The sequence below is a fragment of the Mucisphaera sp. genome, assembly GCF_965279675.1.
Lineage (GTDB): Bacteria > Planctomycetota > Phycisphaerae > Phycisphaerales > Phycisphaeraceae > Mucisphaera.
The window spans coordinates 38,201-59,015 of sequence record NZ_CBDIIJ010000002.1 but is presented as its reverse complement, the minus strand read 5'-3'; the positions used below and the strand labels follow the sequence as shown (position 1 = coordinate 59,015).

Annotated in this window: 10 protein-coding genes; all 10 read left to right on the top strand. The window is 52.6% G+C overall.

All coding sequences use genetic code 11. The features are described from left to right. Positions 1–1,286: 1,286 nt before the first annotated feature. The 10 genes from ACQZAB_RS00405 (at position 1,287) to ACQZAB_RS00360 (ending at position 20,704) form a co-directional block, all read left to right on the top strand. Positions 1,287–2,111: a substrate-binding domain-containing protein gene (locus tag ACQZAB_RS00405; RefSeq protein ID WP_428386204.1), complete on the top strand. Its 825-nt coding sequence runs from the start codon at positions 1,287–1,289 to the stop codon at positions 2,109–2,111. A gap of 60 nt (positions 2,112–2,171) precedes the next feature. Then, positions 2,172–3,164 (top strand): hypothetical protein, encoded by a 993-nt coding sequence (locus ACQZAB_RS00400; RefSeq protein WP_428386203.1) that lies wholly within the window; start codon positions 2,172–2,174, stop codon positions 3,162–3,164. 171 nt (positions 3,165–3,335) lie between these two features. Then, the gene (locus tag ACQZAB_RS00395) at positions 3,336–5,954 is read left to right on the top strand and encodes a hypothetical protein (protein WP_428386202.1); all 2,619 of its coding nucleotides are present in this window, start codon (positions 3,336–3,338) and stop codon (positions 5,952–5,954) included. Positions 5,955–6,026: 72 nt separating this feature from the next. Beyond that, positions 6,027–8,711, top strand: coding sequence for a glycosyl hydrolase family 28-related protein (locus ACQZAB_RS00390; RefSeq protein ID WP_428386201.1), 2,685 nt, complete (start codon positions 6,027–6,029; stop codon positions 8,709–8,711). After that, on the top strand, positions 8,708–10,057 hold the full coding sequence (locus ACQZAB_RS00385) for a sulfatase family protein (RefSeq protein WP_428386200.1): 1,350 nt from the start codon (positions 8,708–8,710) through the stop codon (positions 10,055–10,057). The genes ACQZAB_RS00390 and ACQZAB_RS00385 overlap by 4 nt, the downstream gene beginning before the upstream one ends. 258 nt (positions 10,058–10,315) lie before the next feature. Then, a complete protein-coding gene (locus tag ACQZAB_RS00380) occupies positions 10,316–12,619 on the top strand; it encodes an FAD-dependent oxidoreductase (protein WP_428386199.1) in 2,304 nt (767 codons plus the stop codon). Between the two features lie 37 nt (positions 12,620–12,656). Continuing rightward, positions 12,657–13,886: a glycosyl hydrolase family 28-related protein gene (locus ACQZAB_RS00375; protein WP_428386198.1), complete on the top strand. Its 1,230-nt coding sequence runs from the start codon at positions 12,657–12,659 to the stop codon at positions 13,884–13,886. 217 nt (positions 13,887–14,103) lie between these two features. Further along, positions 14,104–15,078 (top strand): GRP family sugar transporter, encoded by a 975-nt coding sequence (locus tag ACQZAB_RS00370; protein WP_428386197.1) that lies wholly within the window; start codon positions 14,104–14,106, stop codon positions 15,076–15,078. 326 nt (positions 15,079–15,404) lie between these two features. Further along, entirely contained in the window at positions 15,405–17,453 is a 2,049-nt protein-coding gene (locus ACQZAB_RS00365) for an alpha-xylosidase (RefSeq protein ID WP_428386196.1), read from the top strand. Positions 17,454–17,578: 125 nt separating this feature from the next. Then, on the top strand, positions 17,579–20,704 hold the full coding sequence (locus tag ACQZAB_RS00360; protein ID WP_428386195.1) for a glycoside hydrolase family 2 protein: 3,126 nt from the start codon (positions 17,579–17,581) through the stop codon (positions 20,702–20,704). The last annotated feature ends 111 nt before the right edge of the window (positions 20,705–20,815 follow it).

Here is a 20,815-nt window from a genome sequence, read left to right as displayed (position 1 = left end):
TTCATCATCTGCGTCTTCGGAGCCTAGCACTGGAAGATGATGATCACCCCGAGGGCAAAAGAGAACTAGAAAGACTATGAGACCCAGTCGATCCGTAGCCTGCAAGACAGAATCCAGCCGAGAGGAAAAGCTAGACTTAAGACTGCCATCCCTGTCATAAGCACAGCAATCCCATGGATAGTCGTGTGGTCTGCCCGTTGGAACGTTCTGCATAAGAGTAGCACTTACCATATTAAAGCCGCAACGAGCATACAGAGCTAGCGAATCGATAAACTCACGAGTATGGCGTGCAGCATCCCATGGACCATCTGGATAGTCCCATGAGACTTCTCCCCAGTATGGATGCTGGCGACTCCCGCAGTATGGGTAGTTCTGATCATCAAACAAACAGTTTGCAGTCTTCAGCATGAGAAGCTTCCCTGAAAGCAGCGGATGTGCATTAGGGAAACCGGCTTCGGCTGTATAGGTACTTCGCTGGTTAATTCTAAACGTACCGTCTACAAGCTCTATTGTCGTATTGCCCATAAGGTACTTCTACCCGTAGTCTGCGGTTTTCTCCAGCTGACCTTCCGGTGTCTGGAACTGGAAGTTGCTAAGCTCGCCGCCGACCTAGTTCAGCTACAGAGCGATCGCTTCAGCCGAGACGCGCCTCCTACTCATTGATCTTTTGTTGTTGCTGACGTCCGCGCTTTAGCCAGTCTTCCGCATCTCGCGGACCGAGTTCAGGAAGAACGTCGGGACATTGGCTCAGAGCCAAAACAGTGCTTTGGCTCAGTCATCAGCTTCTGACACAAGTCAACTCTCTGAACTGGATCTGCTTTACAGGAAGTGCATAAGACCAGTAAAAAAAATGACTTACCAGCCAGAAAAGGTCGAGATGAGTGTTTGGCATAGCCAGCTATTTCAAAAAAAATGCACAATTATCTCTATTGGATTGTTTACAATCGGCGATCACGCTGTATGATTCTGGCAACACTGACATTTGGCAATAATGCCAGCGTTGGTCAGTCTTCGTTTCGCTCGTTTCAGTTATCACTCACCACGCACTCCATACGGCCACAGTCATGGCGTCCACAAGCACTCACCTCTTAGAGCAGATCAGTAGAGAACTCGGTGTGTCTCAGCGTACTGTTTACCGTGTCTTGAACGGTGAGCTTAAGGACAAGCGGCCTTCGATCGTTAAAAGATCTCTTCGGATACGTGGTAGAGCAAAAGAGCTTGGTTACCGTCCCAACGCGGGTGCCAAAGCAATTGCGACAGGCAAATTTGGATCTGTAGCTTTGCTGATGAGTCGCTCGAACGAAGTCAGCCAGTTACCTTGGCGATTTCTTCAGTCGATCAATGATGCACTCGCAGTAGATGACATGCACCTGATCCATGCGTCGCTGCCCGACCAGCAACTCGCTGTTGACGGCTTTGTGCCGCGAGTCTTACGAGAGTTCTCTTGTGATGGCTTCCTCATCAACTACACGCATCGTATACCCGCATCCATGTTGGAGGAGATCGAGAGATGTAAGCCTCCATCTGTCTGGATGAATGTTAAACGCGAGATTGATTCTGTTTACCCCGATGACATCGATGCAGGCCATCGCTTAACGGATACTCTGATCGAGCGTGGGCACCGGAAAATTACCTACGCTGACAACAGTCACCCACAGGATCAATCTGAACCTCATCACTCTAGCATGGATCGTGAAGCTGGCTATCGGAGTGCCATGGCGGCGGCGGGGTTGACCCCTGAAGTGATTCGCCCCGGGAACTATCTACAGCCGGAAGAGCGGATCCCTTACTACCGTCAGTTCATTGCATCACCCGACAGGCCGACTGCCATCATTGGTTATGGCGAAACCACCACCACTCCCATCGCCGTAGCTGCGGCAACCGTTGGCATTACGGTTCCTGAAGATCTTTCACTGGCCGGTTTTGGCGAGAAGAGCACTGGCAGCCTTGGCGTCATGCTGGCCACCATGATTCTTCCTTATGAGCAGATGGGCCGGGAAGCTGTATCAGCCGTCTCCGCCAAGATCGATCAACCCGACAGTGACCAGCCAAGCGTGGCCGTTCCATTTTACTTCGACCCCGGTGGCTCGATCGCCACCCTTCGTCCATGACTCGTGTGTCAATATGTTTGTTTCTAGTGTCTTTTACACCCCTTAAGGAGGAGAATCTCTATGTCACAGCAAGTTAGCAAAGCAATGCCGATCCTCGCCATGACGTTCATGGCGGCGACACCGGCCCTGGCCGCGAATGTCACGGTGATTGACTGGGGCGGGACCGGGAATGTCACGGAGAGTCAGCGACTGAACCGTCTGCCCAACATTGCCCCCTCGGGTGACCCTGTTTTTAATGTGGGTACGCCCACCAATCTCCCCGGTTTTCTCCAGACAAGCCTTTCGTTCAGTGAGGCTGAGTCGATGACGCCATCCCCGGAAGGCTGGGTGGGTGAGCCCGGGACCAATCAGAATCTTTATGGCGGCTTTGAGACGGTTGGCGCAGGCAACCGCGTCCTCGAATTCGCGTCGATTGGGGATAGCGGAGGCGGCGACTTCATCCGCGTTGGGATTCAGACCCCCGATCGCGCGGGCCTGGCTGCTCTTCCTGACATCGGTCCTTTCAACAACGAGTTCAATGGCCTGGGTCTGATCGGACTGATTCCAAAGACAGAGTTTCTGATCGGCTCAGACCCCGCCGACAACGTCGTCCTGAACAATGACTCCATCATCAGGATCATTGCGGGCGGCAACAACAATGCTCAGGACCGACGTTTCCGCTTGGTCGTCAAGCAGGATGACACGTTCTACATCGGCACGGCTCCGAACTTCAGCATTGTCCCGCCCACGAACGTTGGCACGATGACGATCTCCTCTGCTGGAGGAGGCAACACCGCCGCGTCCTTCGACGAGTTTGAGTTCGAGGAGTTCGATCCCTACGCGGGCATCTACTTCAGCGATGCGATGGTCGGTACTGGCACGCCCTTCACGGGTGAGTTCAACGATGTGCAGGCCATCGGCTTCTACATCGGCTCTGATCGACGTGCCGGCAACTCGGGCCTGGCACGTGTGCTGGTCCGCGGATTCTCGGTTGAGACCCCCATCCCCACGCCTTCGACCGCGGCAATCGGACTGCTTGGTCTGGGTGCGGGCCTGATGCGAAGACGCGCGTAACTCGTACGACGACGCGCTCTGCATAGACCATCCTGGTCGCCCGGCTTAACGGCCTGGCGATCACTTCCAGCACGTTCTCGTGTGCCGAGTATGGCACAGCCATCACGACTAGCGATGAGACATAAACCAGTCATGGCTTACAGAGACCTGGCCTTAGTAGGAGAAGGATCGATGCTTACCACTCACCGCAAGTACATGCTGACGACGGCGGCCTTGCTCGCTGTCTCTCTGGCGGCTTCATCAGACGCCCAGGTGGTCGAATGGAATGGCGGGGCGGGCACATCGCTGTGGACCGACGCAGCCAACTGGGATTCTGGCAGCGTGCCCATATCCGGTGCTTCAGGAGACACGGTACGCTTCGGTGGTCTGGCTCCCGGCGTGGTCGACCTTGACGGCGGGACGTTTGTCCATCTCGTCACGGAGTTCGACGGTGGTGCAACCAACGCGGGATACACCCTCACCAACGGAACGCTTCAGGCACGCAGTATTCGTGGTCTCGACGTACCGGTTGGGCCGAGCGTCATTACCTTGCAAACGGGTCTTGAGGGGATTGCCGCCATCCCGATCCCCGGCTTCGAGGCCGTGCTGGAGTTCACCGGTTACGGAACGGGTAGCGAGTACGTCGTAGACGGTGTCAACGGGGGCGTCATCCAGGATGCCAACGGCGGCATCAACGCGACACGACTCGTCGTGGCGCCGGGGGTGGGTGATAAAACAGTCCTCCGCCTCCAAGGTGCCAACACACACACCGGTGGGACAGACATTAACGGCGGAGCTTTGGTTATCTTTGACAACGACGACGCCTTTGGTTCAGGCCGAATTTCGACACCCGGTAATGCTGGCCGCATTGCCCCGATTGGTGACCGGACAATTGCCAACGAGTTTCAGATTGCAGCCAATGCCGGGACAGATCTACGCATAGCATCCGCAGGCGGAGGCAATCTCACTCACACCGGCGATATCGCTATCACGGCCAACGATCGTAATATCTCTGTAGAGTCTGGCGCCACCTACACCTGGTCGGGTGACTTTGTGGATGTGGTGCCAGTGCCTCAGTTCAACTTCCAGGGCGACGGCACCCTCGTCTTCCAGGGGTCGAGAACGACAGGGCTGTCGCTTGTCGGCCTGAGGAACGCGGTGGTCGAGTTCGACGACGACAACTTCCTGGGGACCAACGCCAAGATCCGCTTTGACGGCAGCGTGAACACGACGATCAGACCGATCGGTCCACGCACCTTGTCCAACGAAGTCCAGCTCTTCCCCGCAGGGGACGGATCCGCAACCCTTGATGGCGAGCTGACGGTCACAGGCACCTTCGGCACATTTGCTCCTGCAGTCGCAGGAGGGGTTCCCACGCTAGAAGTGATCAACGGCGGTAGCCTGACCATCGCCGGTACAGTAATCACGCAGGATCTAGATTCCGGACGCTTCCGCGTCGAGGGTGACGGGACGGGCTCGGTTACACTGGCTGCAGCTCAGTCCCACGCTGGTGCTCAGTATCAGATCGGCCAGGGCGGCAACATCCGTATCGCTGCAGCGGGTGTGTTCACCGGCGGATCGGTACGCGGCATGAGCCGTGATGGGAAGCTCTCGCCTGTTGGCAGTGCGACCCTGGGCGTGGATGAAGGCGTCTTCTTCAGCGCCCTGCCTAACGAGGTTGATGGCGGACTCGGGATCAGCGGGGCCGAGGGTACGCTCACGGTGAACGCAGATGTCGAGGCCGGGTTCGAGGCCGTCTTTGCCTCTCCCGGTGGAGACGGAGTCATCAAGCTCCACGATAGCGCCTTGGTAACCTTCACCGGTGCATTCGATGTAGCCGATGATCTCGAACTCCTCTCGGACGGCACCTCCGGCCAGATCGTTCTGGAGGGTGCCGCCCAGGTAGATAATCAGGTCACTGTCGGAACCGGTGTGACGCTTCAGGTCAACGGCAGCCTCTCCGATCTTAACTCGATTGATAACGACGAGCTCTCGATTGAACTGCTCGGCACCCTTGGCGGGACAGGCACGATCAACGCCCCCGTCGCATCTTTCGGCGGTACGGTCACGCCCGGGACGAGTGTTGGTGCGCTCACAATCAACGGCGAACTGAGCCTGGATACAGCCTCGAGCCTCATCATCGAGATCGCGGGCACGAGCGTTTCCGATCACGATGTCCTAAGCCTCGGCAACGATCCGCTGGTTGCTGCAGGTACTTTCCAGATCGAACTCATCGACGGCTTCACGCCATCTCTGGACGATAGCTTCGACGTGCTCGACTTTGGTTCTGCGAGCGGGCAGTTTGACACTCTTGATCTTCCAGCACTCCCGACCGATCTGCAATGGGACACGAGCCTGCTCATCAGCGATGGCATCGTCTCCATTGGCAGCGGCGGGGGCATCCTCGGCGACTTCAACGGCGATGGAGAGATCGATGCCCAAGACATCGATCTGCTCGTCGCGGCGATTCTGGGTGCTTCGTCGGATCCGCAGTTCGACCTGGACGGCGAGAATGCGGTCGACGCCAATGATTTCACGGTCATGATTGATACCGTCATCGGCACTCTCCCCGGCGACGCCAATCTCGATAAGACGGTCAATCTCATCGATCTCTCAGCTCTAGCCACGAGCTTCGATAGTACGGCCGGCTGGGCCGACGGCAACTTCAACATCGACACCCAGGTCAACCTGATCGACCTCTCGCTGCTCGCGACGAACTTCGGGCAAGAAGCCGCTGTGCCAGAGCCGGGGGCAGTCACGCTATTGGCACTTACTGGACTTGCCCTGCGTCGAAGGCAAGGTTCACAGTAACGTCAAAACCCAGTACTGATTTAAGGATGTAGCTATACGGCTAAGGCCGACTCGTGATTGTGGAGTATTTAGATGTTCAAGATCGCTAATCAGATCAGTCATTCGGCACTAGCTATTACGCTTCCGATCTGCCTCTTGACAAGTGCGCTTCACGGGCAAGGCATTACCTTTCCCGACGATGCTGGAGTCATTGATGTCCGAGACTTCGGAGCAATCCCTAACGATGGCATTGACGACTGGGCCGCAATTCAGGCCGCTATGGACTCCGTCAGTTTCAATAGTCGTGGAGTAGCCAATGCTAGTGGAAGTAATAATCACATCATATACTTTCCAGACGGCCGCTATGATCTAGCTGATATGCTGGTCTATCCAGGCCAGCAGAAGAGACTCATTTTACAGGGACAGAGTCGAGATGGCGTTGAGCTACGCTTATTCGATGGCCTTGGCTGGTCATCCCAAGATAGCAAGGCGATTCTTCGTACAGGCAGTGGAACTGCTGACCGATTCCGAAATGCCGTAAGGGACATGACGTTTAACATCGGTAGCAACAACTCACATGCCAGCGGGCTACAGTTCTTTGCATCCAACCAAGGCACTGTCAAGAACGTGAGGATTAAGAGTGAGGATGGTCTTGGAGTCGCAGGTCTTGACATGGCCTGGGACGACGCGATCGGACCATTATTGATTGAGGACGTGACGATTGAGGGGTTTGACGTTGGTGTTGATACCCGTTGGCAGACCGCCAGTCAGACTTTCGAGAATCTTACGGTCCGTAATCAGAATCTATATGGCTTTCGTAACCGCAACAACCAAGCCGTCTTCATTCATGGCTTCACCAGCGAGCAACAGAGCAACAGTGTTATCGCTGCTGCAAATCTGAGTAACAGTACTGAAGCGATGGTCATCACTGATGCGATACTACGCGCTTCTGGTGGGAATTCAGGGAATCCGGCAATACAGACACAGCGTAATCTGTTCGTGGCCGATGTCGCGATCGATGGCTATGCCAAAGCGATCGATAATAATATTAGTGGGAGCCGAGGCAATAAGGATCTAGTGACTGATTATGTTGAAGAGTATTTTGCCATCGGTGAAGGTGGGCCAAACAAAAGCGGTCCGGCACTGACGGCTTTCCCGTCGCCGAACCGCTCTTTACGGCTATTGGTCAAAGATGCTCCGGATGTTCCCTGGGAACAGGATCAGTCTAAGTGGGCTGGGCCTCAGGACTTTGGTGGAAATGCCGATGATAATATTGACGATACGGCAGCTCTACAGGCAGCGATCGACTCAGGAGCGACCACGGTCTATCTACCTAATGGAAAGTGGACCCTTAACGGTACGCTCCATCTGCGCGGTAATGTCGAGCGATTCCTCGGTACAGAAGCAAGGCTGGTGTCTTCAAACGGACAAGGTCTGATCCTTGTCCAAGATGGTGAAAGTGAAGCCATCGTCATCGAACGCATGGAGTCAGGACTCAGGAACAGCAGCGTAGAGCTGCAGCAAAACACCAACCGAACCCTAATTCTCAACAGCCTGCAGAACTTCACCTACCGCACCAATCCTACGGTTTCTGAGCCTGGTGAGCTATTCATCAACGACTACGTAGGTGAACTGGGTGTCTTACGCGATCAGACAGTGTGGGCTCGTCAGCTTAATGTCGAGAAGGAGACCGAGCAAGACCCCGGTGAGCCTGAACCCTCACAGCCTGCACGCATCATTAATGATGGTGGTCGTGTCTGGCTGAACGGCGTTAAAACTGAGCAGGACGGCACCGTGGTGCTCACAATCAATGGTGGAGAGACCGAGCTACTGGGTCATTTCCATGCTGGTTCCGGCAGCACACAAACCGACCCGCGGTTTGAGACAATTGATAGCTCTTTCAGTGCTGCCGTCTGGGTCGATCAGGCTGGTGGCTCGGGACGTTTCGACGTCTTTGCACGAGAAACGCGTAATGGGGTGACCCGTATTATTAACCCTTCAAGACCCGGACCTTTCCCGAATCTCTATACGGCGTTCGCTTTTACCGAGAGCATCGACAAGCCAGAACTGCATCTATCTGCCGATGGCGATGCTCTTGACAGCTCGGGCTTCGGCCATGTCACTCAGCCTGATCCTACGCTTAGCTACACCGAAGGGATTGCCGGAGCTTCAACAGAGGAAGCCTTCTACTTTGATGGTAGTACAGCGATCGATCTGACTACCGGTGTACTTCAGCAACCATTATCCGAGCGTACAATTTCACTGTGGATCAAACCTGATGACACCACTGGGCTATACACGATCTATGATGAAGGGGGTGCGGATGCTGGCCTCGCGATCACGATCAGCAGCGGAATCCTTGTTGCCGGAGGGACCAACGGTGATAGCATAACAGTCGTAACAGCCGTTGCGCCTGTATCTGATATGTGGTCGCATATCGCTCTGATCTTCGAGCACGGTCAGTTGCGTCTGTATGTAAACGGGGTTCTAGCGGATTCCCAAACGGCTACATTCACCACTATTCCATGGCGTATGGACGACCGATCATCCCTCGGTAGCACACTTGACTCGAATGCGATCGCAACTGATCTATTTGGTGGCTTCGACGGAGCGATCGATGAGCTACGTATATGGGGTGTAGCCCTTGATGATGCTCAGATCTTCGAACTATCAAGAGTGATTCCCGAGCCTTCCACTATAGTACTCTTAGTTATTCCAACCCTAATGAGTAGGCGACGCACCTCATTCAAAGAAGGAAGTAAAGAGGCGGCATATTGAATCGAACGCCACGTCCAAACATTCTTCTGATTACTTCTCATGATATAGGCCGGCACCTCGGATGCTACGGCGTCAGTACAGTGGCCACGGACCACATCGACCGTATCGCTGAGGAAGGCGTTCGCTTCGATAATGCCTTCGCCACCGCACCACTCTGTAGTCCCAGCCGTGCATCGATATTTACCGGTCGATGCCCACATAGCACCGGTGTGATGGGGTTAACGCATGGCAGCTTTGGTTTTCGGATGAATGATGACGAGACACATTTAGCCGCTTACCTCACACAAGCAGGATACATCTGCGAGCATTTTGGTGTACTTCATGAGTGTAACCGTTCAGCCACTGAACTCGGCTACGTTGCCGGGCATAATCCGGAGATGTCAGCGAATGCCTCTGCAAGACTGTTCGCCGCCCAAATCGACACGTGGAGTCAAACTAACAGTCCTTGGTACGCACACATCGGCTTCTTCGAGCCCCATACGCCGTTTGACTGGGGGGGCGCTCTGCCTGATGCCTCTCGTGGTGTGACCGTGCCACAATACATCGCATCGAGCGAGGATGCCAAGCGCTCGTTCAGTGAGTTTCAGGGCGCAATCCGTCAACTTGATGAGGCAGTTGGATGCGTTCTCACTGCCCTGGATACATCCGGTGAGGCCGAGAACACGATAGTCATCTTTACCGCAGACCACGGCATCCCCTACCCGCACGCCAAGGGCACACTCTACGACAATGGACTGGAAGTCGCCCTGCTGGTTCGCTGGCCGCAACGAGGTTGGACTGGAGGCCGAGTAGTATCCAACCTGGTATCTCATATTGATCACTTACCGACCCTCTTGGAGATCACAGGCATGAGTATCCCTGATCGGGTGCAGGGACATAGCTACGTTCGTTATCTAGACGAAGGAGAGGCCAGTCGTCATAGTCATGAGGTATTTGGTGAAATCACGTACTTCAACGCCCCAATGTATCAACCTCGCCGCTCAATCCGCACAGAAACTCATCGGCTACTATGCAACTTCACGAATGATCCCCCACTTCCCATTGGAAACTGGCACCGTGGTGTCTGCGTGATCCCCGAACTCGAATCTCGCTGGAGCCATGTCGTACCTTACGGCGCGGTACCGCCTGTCGAGTTATATGATGTTGTAGCAGATCAACACTGCATGCTCGATCTGGCTGATGAGCCAGCATGTGAAACTATTCGGGCCAGACTCACACAGCAGCTGCATGACTGGATGCTGCAGACAGATGACCCGCTATTAACTGGAGTGCCCATGCCCCCATGCCATGAACGCAGCCTCCAGGCCCTCCGAGCATCATCGATAAAGGCTCAAGAGACGGCATGAACCCGCATCTATTAATCTCAGAAGTTTCGCGTGAGACACCAATCGTTGAGCACAAGTATGTTGTCATCTTTGGTGGTGCCACCACCGTAGTTGCCGCAGCCCGTGCCAGAGCCGGCTTTCTAGCCATTGGCAATGCGGCTGCGATGAATGCACCTGCAGGACTGGCCCACGCGTACACAGACGCCAGGGCAAGCTACATCACGAGCCCTTGTGGCCGCTGGTCAGATACCCCACTATGTCCCGTTCGGAACTCGCGTCATGCTGATATCTAACCACGACGGCCTCTCACGTTCGCTGCGTGAAGAGAAGATTGACTGCGATCTCGTTGTTGTCGGCGGCGGACTATCCGGGGTATGTGCAGCCATCACAGCAGCGCGTGGGGGTCTTCGCGTCACGCTAATGCAAGACCGCCCCGTGCTGGGAGGCAACGCCTCCAGTGAGGTACGGCTCTGGGTACTCGGCGCGACAGCTCATATGGAGAACAATAATCGCTGGGCTCGTGAAGGTGGTGTCATCAACGAGCTGCTTCTGGAGAATCTGTATCGCAACCCGGAAGGCAACCCGGTTATCGTAGACACGGTCTTGCTCGATGCAATTCGACAAGAGCCCAATATAACCCTGCTATTGAATACTGCTGTCTACGAGATCAAGCGGCGAAATGACGACAACCCATCAATTGAGGCTGTATTAGGCTTCAACAGCCAGAACAGTACTCGGTACATCGTCCGCGCTCCGTTATTCTGTGATGCCAGCGGCGACGGTATCGTTGGTTTTTTGAGTGGAGCCGCATTCCGTATGGGAGCAGAAGACTCTAGTGAGTTCGACGAGAGATTTGCGCCAGGCCAGACGTACGGAGAGCTGCTCGGGCACTCGATCTACTTCTACACCAAAGACGTCGGCCGGCCCGTTGATTTCAAGGCACCCAAGTACGCGATGTCTAAACCACACAAGACATTGGGACGCTTCAAGCGCTTCTCAACCTCACTCAACGGCTGCCAGCTCTGGTGGATTGAGCATGGAGGTCGTTGTGACACTGTCCACGACACCGAGCAGATCAAGTGGGAGCTCTGGGAGGTTGTTTACGGAATATGGAACCATGTCAAGAACTCAGGAGACTACCCCGAAGCTGAAAATCTAACTCTTGAATGGGTCGGTACAGTTCCCGGTAAGCGAGAGAGCCGCAGATTTGTGGGTGACTACATACTCACCCAAAACGACATTGTCGAGCAGTGCATATTTGACGACGCAGTGTCGTTTGGTGGCTGGTCGATCGACCTTCATCCCAGTGACGGTGTGTTCGGTCATGAAGGCAGAGGATGTGATCAGTGGCATACGCGTGGTGTATACTCAATCCCATACCGATGCCTGTACAGTCACACGGTACCTAATCTGTTCTTAGCTGGGAGGACAATCTCCGCGACCCATGTAGCCTTCGGCTCCACACGGGTCATGGGTACTTCGGCATATAACGCTCAGGCTGCTGGACTCGCCGCAGCGATCTGCCATGAGCACAATTGCCAGCCTCGTGACATAGCCTCAAGACCCGGAATAGAGCAACTTAGGCTGCGACTTGCAAGATCTGGCCAGCACATACCCGGCTACACACGGCAAGACCCTGTGGACCTCGCTCAGAATGCTTGTGTCTCCGCTAGTACAGAATACACCTTGGCACGACTCGATAGTAACATGGAGTCACTCGTTCTTGATCGTGCACGCGGGCAATGGGTACCTCTTGATCAAGGTCCTATCCCCTCTATCGAGTGGGTAGCGGATGTGCACCGGGAAACCTTACTGACCTGTCGCGTACGCAAGCCTGTCAAGCCACAAAGTTTCACGCCGGGCGAGTCAATCGATGAAGTTACGATTCAGCTGACGCCAGGTATGGCTAAGACTGTGCGGTTTGATTTTAGAGCTATGATTGGGCGTAAGGGATACCATTTAGTCTCACTCGACGCCAACGATAACGTATCGATACACCTTTCTGATGATCGAATCACCGGCCTCGTCGCGGTCGATCATCGTCGTACGCAGGCCGATACCTTCTTCTCCGGACGACAGGTCACCGCTGAGGAACTCGGGTTCCATGAGATCGAGATGTGGTGTCCCGACCGTAAGTGGCATGGGCGCAATCTAGCTATTGCGTTCGACCCGCCTCTCAAGCCGTATACGGCTGAGCAGGTCACTAACGGACTTGGCCGCCCTACAGCAACAGTCAATGCTTGGGTCGCTGATCCTCAGGATGCAGATCCTTCAATCACCCTGACTTGGGATCGTCCACAGGAGATCGGTAGGGTCGTGATCCTCTTCGACGCGGACTGGGACCACTCCATGGAAACCGTCCTTATAGAGCATGCTGAGCGAATCGTCCCTTATACCGTCCAAGATGCGCGCTTAGTAGATGCAAGCGGTAACGTTGTCGCACACTTGCAAGCCAATCATCAGGCACGCGTCGAGTTCAAGCTCGACGCACCGATTACCAGTGAAGCACTCACGCTGGTCGTAGAGGCCGTCAACGGCCCCTGCCCGGCTGCTGTTTTTGAGATAATGTGCTATTCGCCGTGAGAGTTTCTTATCCTGATCAAATAAGAGCTGAAGCAGTATGACCAAGGCCATGAACATCCAAGCAGACAAGACTGGCCTGAGCAATGCCGCACCAGATATCCAGCGGGCACTTGACACTGGTGGGCATCTCTACATCGGACCAGGCCGGTACCGTATCGGCCAGACACTACGAATCTCTAGTAACACCTCACTAACCTTAGATCAGAATGCTCATCTTCAATTCGCTGATGGAGCTGGCGTTGGTGTCGATAGCTTTCTCCTGACCAACGCCCATCATGATCAAGGTGATCGGAACATCTCTATCTATGGTGGCATCTGGGACGGTAATAACAAGGCGAATCCACGAACTCCGGGAGCCGTGATCGATCAAGGCAGCTATACGGGTGTCACGATTAATTTCCGAAATGTGCAAGATCTCAGTATTCAGAACTTGACGCTATGCGATGCGGAGTCTTACTTTGTTAGGGCTTCGAAAATCATAGGCTTTTATTTCGGGGATATACGCTTCGACACGACTAAGCCGCGCCCGAATAACGATGGCATCCATCTCGGTGGTTACTGCCGGGATGGATCGATCGAACGGCTTCGCGGGCTAGGCCTCCACGCACCCAACGACGACATGGTCGCTCTCAACGCCGATGACGCTATAGAGCGTATCGAGTGCCAGGGCATTGATGTGGGTCCAATCGAGTCCATAAAGATCAGCGACCTCAATGCTCCATCATGCCATAGCTTTGTACGGCTTCTCAGTATTAGTCATGCGATTCGAGACATCATGATTACGAAAATTCGTGGGGGATGTGCCGAATCAGTCATTAACATGGACGGGGCCCGGGGCTGTCTGGTACCACTGTTCGATCCTAACGATTCTCGATTCATCGATGGGGTAGGAGATTGCCGTGATATCCACGTCGATGACATAGAAGTATTCAAAACAAGTTGTGAGAACAACAGACCCCTACTGAATATACAACAACGCGTATCTAATCTATTCATAAACCATTTTCGCAGAACAGAGTCTTCTGACGTGAATCAACACGCTGCAACATTAGAGCTGATGAATTTACCAGATACCCACATCTATCTCGCAGGCAGTGATGATCCCCTGGCCTGGAAAGAGCTGCTGGGTGATCATGCTCTCGATGAACACATGGCCTCACGAGTGGTCGAGATGACACTCACGCGGGCAAAGAGTCTCCGGCTGTTAGGAGGTGGCTTCAGACGCCTGTCAATGCATAACTTTACCCCAGTAATTGCGACTACTTAGGCATTTATGATAGGTGCTAAAGCAAACGGTTAGAGTAATATGACGAAGTCTTCCATGGACTACATTCCACACACCCACTATTCGCTCATATCGACCATCTAGTGCTGCATATGTCTATTAGACTATATGCTTTCTCTTGCATGATAAGTTTTATAATTATGCGCTCTAGGTGGCATCACAATCTCTCTGTCACTGATTTTGTAGAAAGATACAGCTAATGGAGGTCTGGTTCTGGGCGGTCATCACTGTGATCAGTTGGGGAGTGTGGCTCACACCACTCGAATGGGTTGGACGAGTCGATTCTAGATTCAAGACGCTCATGATTACAATCGGTAATGCCGCAGTTGCGCTAGCCGTCGCAGTATCGGTAGGCTTGACTGGACTTAGCTCCTCATCAATGCTGGCGGCCATACTCGGCGGCGTCGTCTGGTCACTAAGCGGCTACTTTGCTGTGATCGCCACGGATCGTCTTGGTATCGCCGTCGCTATGGGTGTCTGGGCACCTCTGAATATCTTGACATCACTAGCATGGGGCGGTCTATTCTTTTCTGAGCTTGACAGTTATAGTATTACCGACATATGCTTAGTATTACTCGCTTTTCTGGTAATCTCATTGGGTATTGTCCTAATCGTTAGAGGTTCAGATATACGGCCTACATATAAACGTAGATTCAGCTTAAGAGATTACTTTAGTCATAGTTCATCATCCAATACACAGACTTATGGGTGGCTAGCTGTCATACTAGCTGGTGTAGGGTGGGGTAGCTACTTCGTTCCTCTACGTTTCGCTGACGCTTCACTATGGGTCATGTCGTGGCCTCTCTCGGTCGGCATGCTACTGGGCGCATCCTTACTTTGGCTAGGCGGACTGCCGTGGCAGTCAGGCCGATTTCGTAAACAAACTATATCGCCGAGTGACTCGAAGAGCTTGAGTGCTGTCTTAGCAGCGACCGTACTCGCAGGAGTTCTATGGGCAGCAGGGAATTACGGCTCGCTAAACCTAATGACTCACTTGGGTACTGGCCAGGGATTCGCGGTTGCCCAGACCTGCTTAGTCGTAAACGCACTACTAGGGATGATCGTCTTTAGCCGACCACCATGGCCTTCCCCTTCCGCATTCTTAGTGCTAGCCGGTGTCATCGCGACTTCGGCCGGTACTGCGATGATGGGTTGGCTGGGCTCTCAAGTCTAATGATGAATAGATCACTAACTCAATATAGCGTGTGTACGTCGCCCGTATTACTGTGCTGTCACTTACTTGTTCTTGTCTAGTCACGATACGAGATATCTATGAGATTAGGTTCCACAGATTCATTTCTTGATAACTTTATGGATGGGTCGACTAATGACAGTTCCTCGACCGTTATTTATCGAGCGAGTCAAGTAGTCAGTCACGAGGTACGCGGCACCGATGTATCTCTGCGCATAGCGTTTTCTCCCTTTGAGCAAGAGAATTGCCCCACTCTATTTCGCAACGTACTTGTAAGATCCTATGCTCACAGCTGCGTACGCTTATTCATGGATAGCCAACACGAAGAGTGTGAGTTCGATGATTCGTCGCCATCACTCTACTTCGATGCAAAGCTCACAATCGATCAACTTCACGTGAGAGAGAGCGAGTCAGAGCTTGAGATACTTGATGACGAAGGTGGTACGCGTGTACTCATAGATAGAACAGAATCAGAGATCAGATCCTGGTCAGACCTTATCCCGGGATCAGAAAGACTCCTTAAACTAGCGGTCTTCCCCAAGAGAGAGCAGCAAGTCACTTTAGTAGCGTATGACCAGTTCTTTCCGTCACGTATCGAATCGGTAGGGCTCGGCTTCGTTTCAGTGCCAGCAGGCAACGACACGAACTATTCCTGCCTATTTTCCTTCTGCGCGAGCCCGAACGAACGATTCGTCGGCACGGGTGAACGTTTTGCGAAGTTGGACCTCGCGGGAAGGACCATCCAGCTGGTTAACACGGACGGTTTAGGCAACAATAGTAGGCGTACATATAAAAATGTCCCGTTTTATATGTCTTCCTTACCTTATGGAATGTACATTAATACCAGTTCAGCTACTTCTCTTTCCTTCACTGATATATCAGGTCGTGCCGTACAGGGCTGCATCGAGCATAGCCAGATTGATCTCTTTATCATCGGCGGTGAGACGCCAACTCAGATTCTGTACAACTATCGTATGATTACTGGCCACCCACCCAAGGTACCCGTTTGGAGTTACGGCGTATGGATGTCTCGTATGACGTACTTCTCAGCCGATGAGATTATAGATATTGCTGAGCAGCTGCGAGACTTAGACCTGCCTTCCGATGTAATGCATATTGATACTGGCTGGTTTAAAAACGACTGGATATGCGAATGGAAGTTCAGCGAAGAGCGGTTTCCTGATCCTGCATACTTCGTTCAACAACTCTTAGATATAGGGTATCGGGTCACTCTCTGGCAAACACCAACTATCAGCAAGAAAGCAGATATTTACCGCCACGCAAAAGAGAATAGATTTCTACCACCGTCAACACACTCGTCGAAGCTCATGGGCTCTGATTTCGATCTCATCGCAAACAACGAACAGATTGATTTTACGTACCCAGGCGCACTGGACTGGTACCAGAATGAGCTACTAGCACCACTGTTACAATTAGGCATCGCATGTATCAAGACTGATTTTGGTGAAGATATTAATATGGATGCTGATTACTCTGGGATGACTGCCTCACGCCTACGGAACTGTTATCCAGTTCTGTACCAGAAGGCCGCTTACGACATTACAGAGCAGATCAACGGTTGCGGCCTGACCTGGTCACGCGCCGGATGGGCCGGCTGCCAACGCTATCCCGTTCACTGGGCTGGTGATACGGCTTCAACGTGGGATGGGATGGCTGCAGCAGTCAGAGGTGGGCTGCATCTGGCTATGTCAGGCTTTGCGTACTGGGCACATGACATCCCTGGGTTTCACGGTGTTCCGGATTTTATGAACTCATGGCCAACAGATGAACTCTACTTGCGATGGACGCAGCTTGCTGTTTTCTGCAGCCACATGCGATATCACGGTACAAGCCCAAGGGAACCATATGAGTACCCGAATGTTCTTGAGCATGTGCGCGGCTATCTCAAATTGCGTTATGCACTGATCCCTTACCTCCTTGATGAAGCAGATAACTGTATTGAAACAGGCTCGTCTATCTTCGCACCAATGTGTTTGCATGCTCCATCTGACCCTGTTTGCTGGATGCTGGATGATCAGTTCTTTTGTGGCCGTACGTTCATAGTCGCACCAATTATGAATGAGGACAACATTCGCGACATCTACCTACCTACAGGTGATTGGATAGACCTCTGGAGCGGCGAATTGATCACGGGGGAATGCTGGGTAAGGAACAAGTATGTACCCTTACATCAGATTCCCGTCTACGTGAGGTCCGGCACTAAGATCCTAGTATACCCACATCACGTTAGTTCAACCAATGATATGAACCTCAATAAATGCATTCAGTTGTGTTTTGATGAAAGCTACATATCGTTCTCACGCAGCATACTGGGTGAGTTAACAATGCTATCTTGACATCATTTAGCATACTGACTCACCTAGGGCCGACAGATATCATATTCGCCCACCCAATATTTCTACGAGTTATGTAGAGCATCCTGATAGAACTATTACTAATCTGACATAGTAAGACTATACATATGACAAAGCCCACCCAAAGCGATGTATTCGCAGGTATTGCAGATAATGCTGCAACGAGTTCGAAGCAAGCTCATACTCTTCCTGCACTGCCAAGGCCCACTCAGATCTTGAATGCATCTAGCGATAATGCAGGTCCCGTGCCAGTCGCGCCGCGCCTGCGGACAGCCAAAGACTTGCAATTAAAGGTGAAAGAGCTTGGACTATATTATAAGAAGTTCCGGCGACGCCTTGAGCCAGAATGCCCATCAACACGCAAGTTTCTAAATCTTGAGACGATGGACTTTCGCATTGAAGAGACAGACGAACACCCTGGTAAAGAACTGGATGATTCTCATAGATGGATGCGTGTACGAATTCCGCATTACACAGGACCTGCTGGTCGCTGGAGAGGGTGGTACCGTGAGAAAGTAGATGTCACCAGGTTAATTGCTGAAGATTCTAGTATCTGGATTCGCTTTTGTGCAGCTGATTATACTGCTCATGTATTTATCAATGGGCGCTTTGTCGGTTCACACACAGGACTGTTCGCTCCATTTGAGTTCGATGTTACCCCATGGCTTAAGAATCGTGGAGATAATCTCCTTGCCGTTTGCATTGAGAACGAGCCGCCTACAGTCGGGCTTGCGTCATGGAGTCACCTGGATGTCGATAGTCCGACTGATGGTGACAAAATCTATGGCTGTACAGGTCTAGGGTGGAACGAGCCTGGTGTTGGCTGGCATCACTGTCCGCCTGGCGCTGGGCTCTGGCAACCGGTAACGATCGAGCAACGACCTCAGGTCTTCGTAAGTGATGTATTTGTACGACCGCTACCGGATTCCGACGAGGTTGAGGTTACACTCGAGGTCTGGAACACTCGAACTGAATCAGAGTCACTCCACGTGAGCCTAGAGATCATCCCCTCGAACTTTGAGGGCGAATCGTTCGGACCACTGACACTCGACGTGGGAAGATTACTCCCCGAAATGAGTACTTTCCGCTATCGGCTAAAGATGCCACGCCTACGACGGTGGTCAACCAACGCCCCTTGGCTTTATGTAGCTAGGACTAGTTTGTACTCATCTGAAGCCAACAAACCTATTGATGTAGTTGATACACGATTTGGTGTGCGTACATTCTCAATGGATACCCACCAGCAGAGTAATGGACAAGCAGGTACTTTCTATCTTAACCATGAAGAAATTGTATTGCGTGGTGCGAATACAATGGGGCATATGCAGTGCTCGGTCTTCGACAATGACTTAGAGCAGGTCGCAAATGATATGCTAATTGCAAGAGCAGCCAATCTGAACTTCTACCGCCTGACGCAAAGGCCTGTTCAGCCCGAGATTTATGACATAGCAGACGAACTTGGTTTTATGCTTCAAACCGATCTTCCTCTCTTTGGTTACGTTAGAAACGGTGTTGAGTCAGAAGTCTTCCGTCAAGCGGGTGAGATGGAGCGACTAGTCCGCCAGCATCCTTCGAATATTCTCGTAAGTCTAATTAATGAGCCAATGCCGCTTGATTGGAAGCCATGGAGTATTCCACGTTCACTCAGACGTGACGATCTCCACGAGTTACTCAGATCTGTAGCCAGCTATGTCAAGACACATAATCCCGATCGTATAGTCAAGGCATGCGATGGCGACTATATGGATATTGCTCCTAGTGATAGTAAGCCCGATAGCCATTGCTATGCAGCCTGGTATACCGACCATGAGATACATCTAGGTCGTCTCATCTCCGGTGAACTGTTTGATGTCCGACCGGGTTGGCGTGGTGGGTGCGGAGAATATGGCGCTGAAGGACTTGACTGTCTTGACATCGTAATGAACGACTACCCTAGTGATTGGCGACCACTTGGGCCTACCGACACAACCTGGACACCTGAACGAATCGTTCGCAACCAGAGTTGGCCCCAGCGCTGCAGATGGTACACGCCGCCTGAAACGTTTTCCCAATGGATTGAAGCGAGCCAGACCCATCAGGCGTGGGCTGTTCGGACGATGACCGATGCACTACGACGTCGTTTAGACCGTATCAACTCAACAGCCGTACACCTTCTAATCGACGCTTGGCCCGCAGGCTGGATGAAATCACTCATGTCATGGCGTCGTGACCCTAAGCCCGCTTGGTTTGAGCTTGCCGACGCTCTTGCCCCGCTTGCAGTAAACCTTCATCAGCAGACAACAGCTATCTGGGCTGGAGCACCACTTGATCTCGATGTCTGGATCTTTGATGAGCGATGCAGCAGAGAACGCCAATCAGACACTAGCTGGTTTCTTCATTGGGAAGTTTGCTCTGCTAACCAGCAGTATCATGTTGGACGGAACCCCGTAAAACCCAAGGCAATGCAGGCTCATCCTGTAGGCAGGATCCAAGTGCCTTCTTCTGATACAACGAGTAAACGTAACAGCCTAGAGGTGCGCTGTTCACTGGTTGATGAAGAAGCCCGAGCAGCCCATACACATCAGGTCGAGTACGATATCTGGCCCCGTCTGATGGAGCATGACTCACTTGAGCATCTACGTGGCAAGACTATGGGGGTGCTACCAATACGAGAACAGACTATTGCTGAGCGTATTCGTTGTCTTGGTGAAGCTCTCGGCATGAATGTAATAGACCTATATACACATCAGCCTGATATAGACCTAATCTTTATCGATCCCGCTCATAGTGACGAGCAGTTAACACTATTCACGGCATTCACTTCTAGTGACGGCCCTTCATTGTACGTCGTACCTCAACCCGTAGGCAGCTTTAGGTTCCTCCATAGCGATTCGATCAATATCGAGACATTCTCAGGCGTGTATCACGCTGTGCCAGAGTCGAATCTCACCCTCCTCGGACCCGCTTTGGAGGCCGCGGGTACACTCTGTACACGCTGGTGGTGTGAGCATCGCGGCCGTATTGATCACACGACAGCGACCTATCTAGTTGGACAGGAGCTTATGCCACTTGTAAGTGTTAACGCAACTGGGTGGGACAGCGATCACACCAAGGTCCGCGTACCGGTTGTTGCTACCAGGAAACCCGCTCGGGGCCCGCTATGCTGTTTTGATCAGACTAATATGCTTGAGTTCAGCGGAGGGGAGCCACGTGCTGCTTGGCTTGCGGCGTCGGTATTTAGTCACCTGCTTTAACTCAAAGTATTGGTGTTAGTGTCATGACCTGTAGAGCAGGACGATACGGAAGCATTTTATCAGTGTGCAGAGCACTCGCCGTGGTAGACGAATGAGAAATCAGCCCCCTCT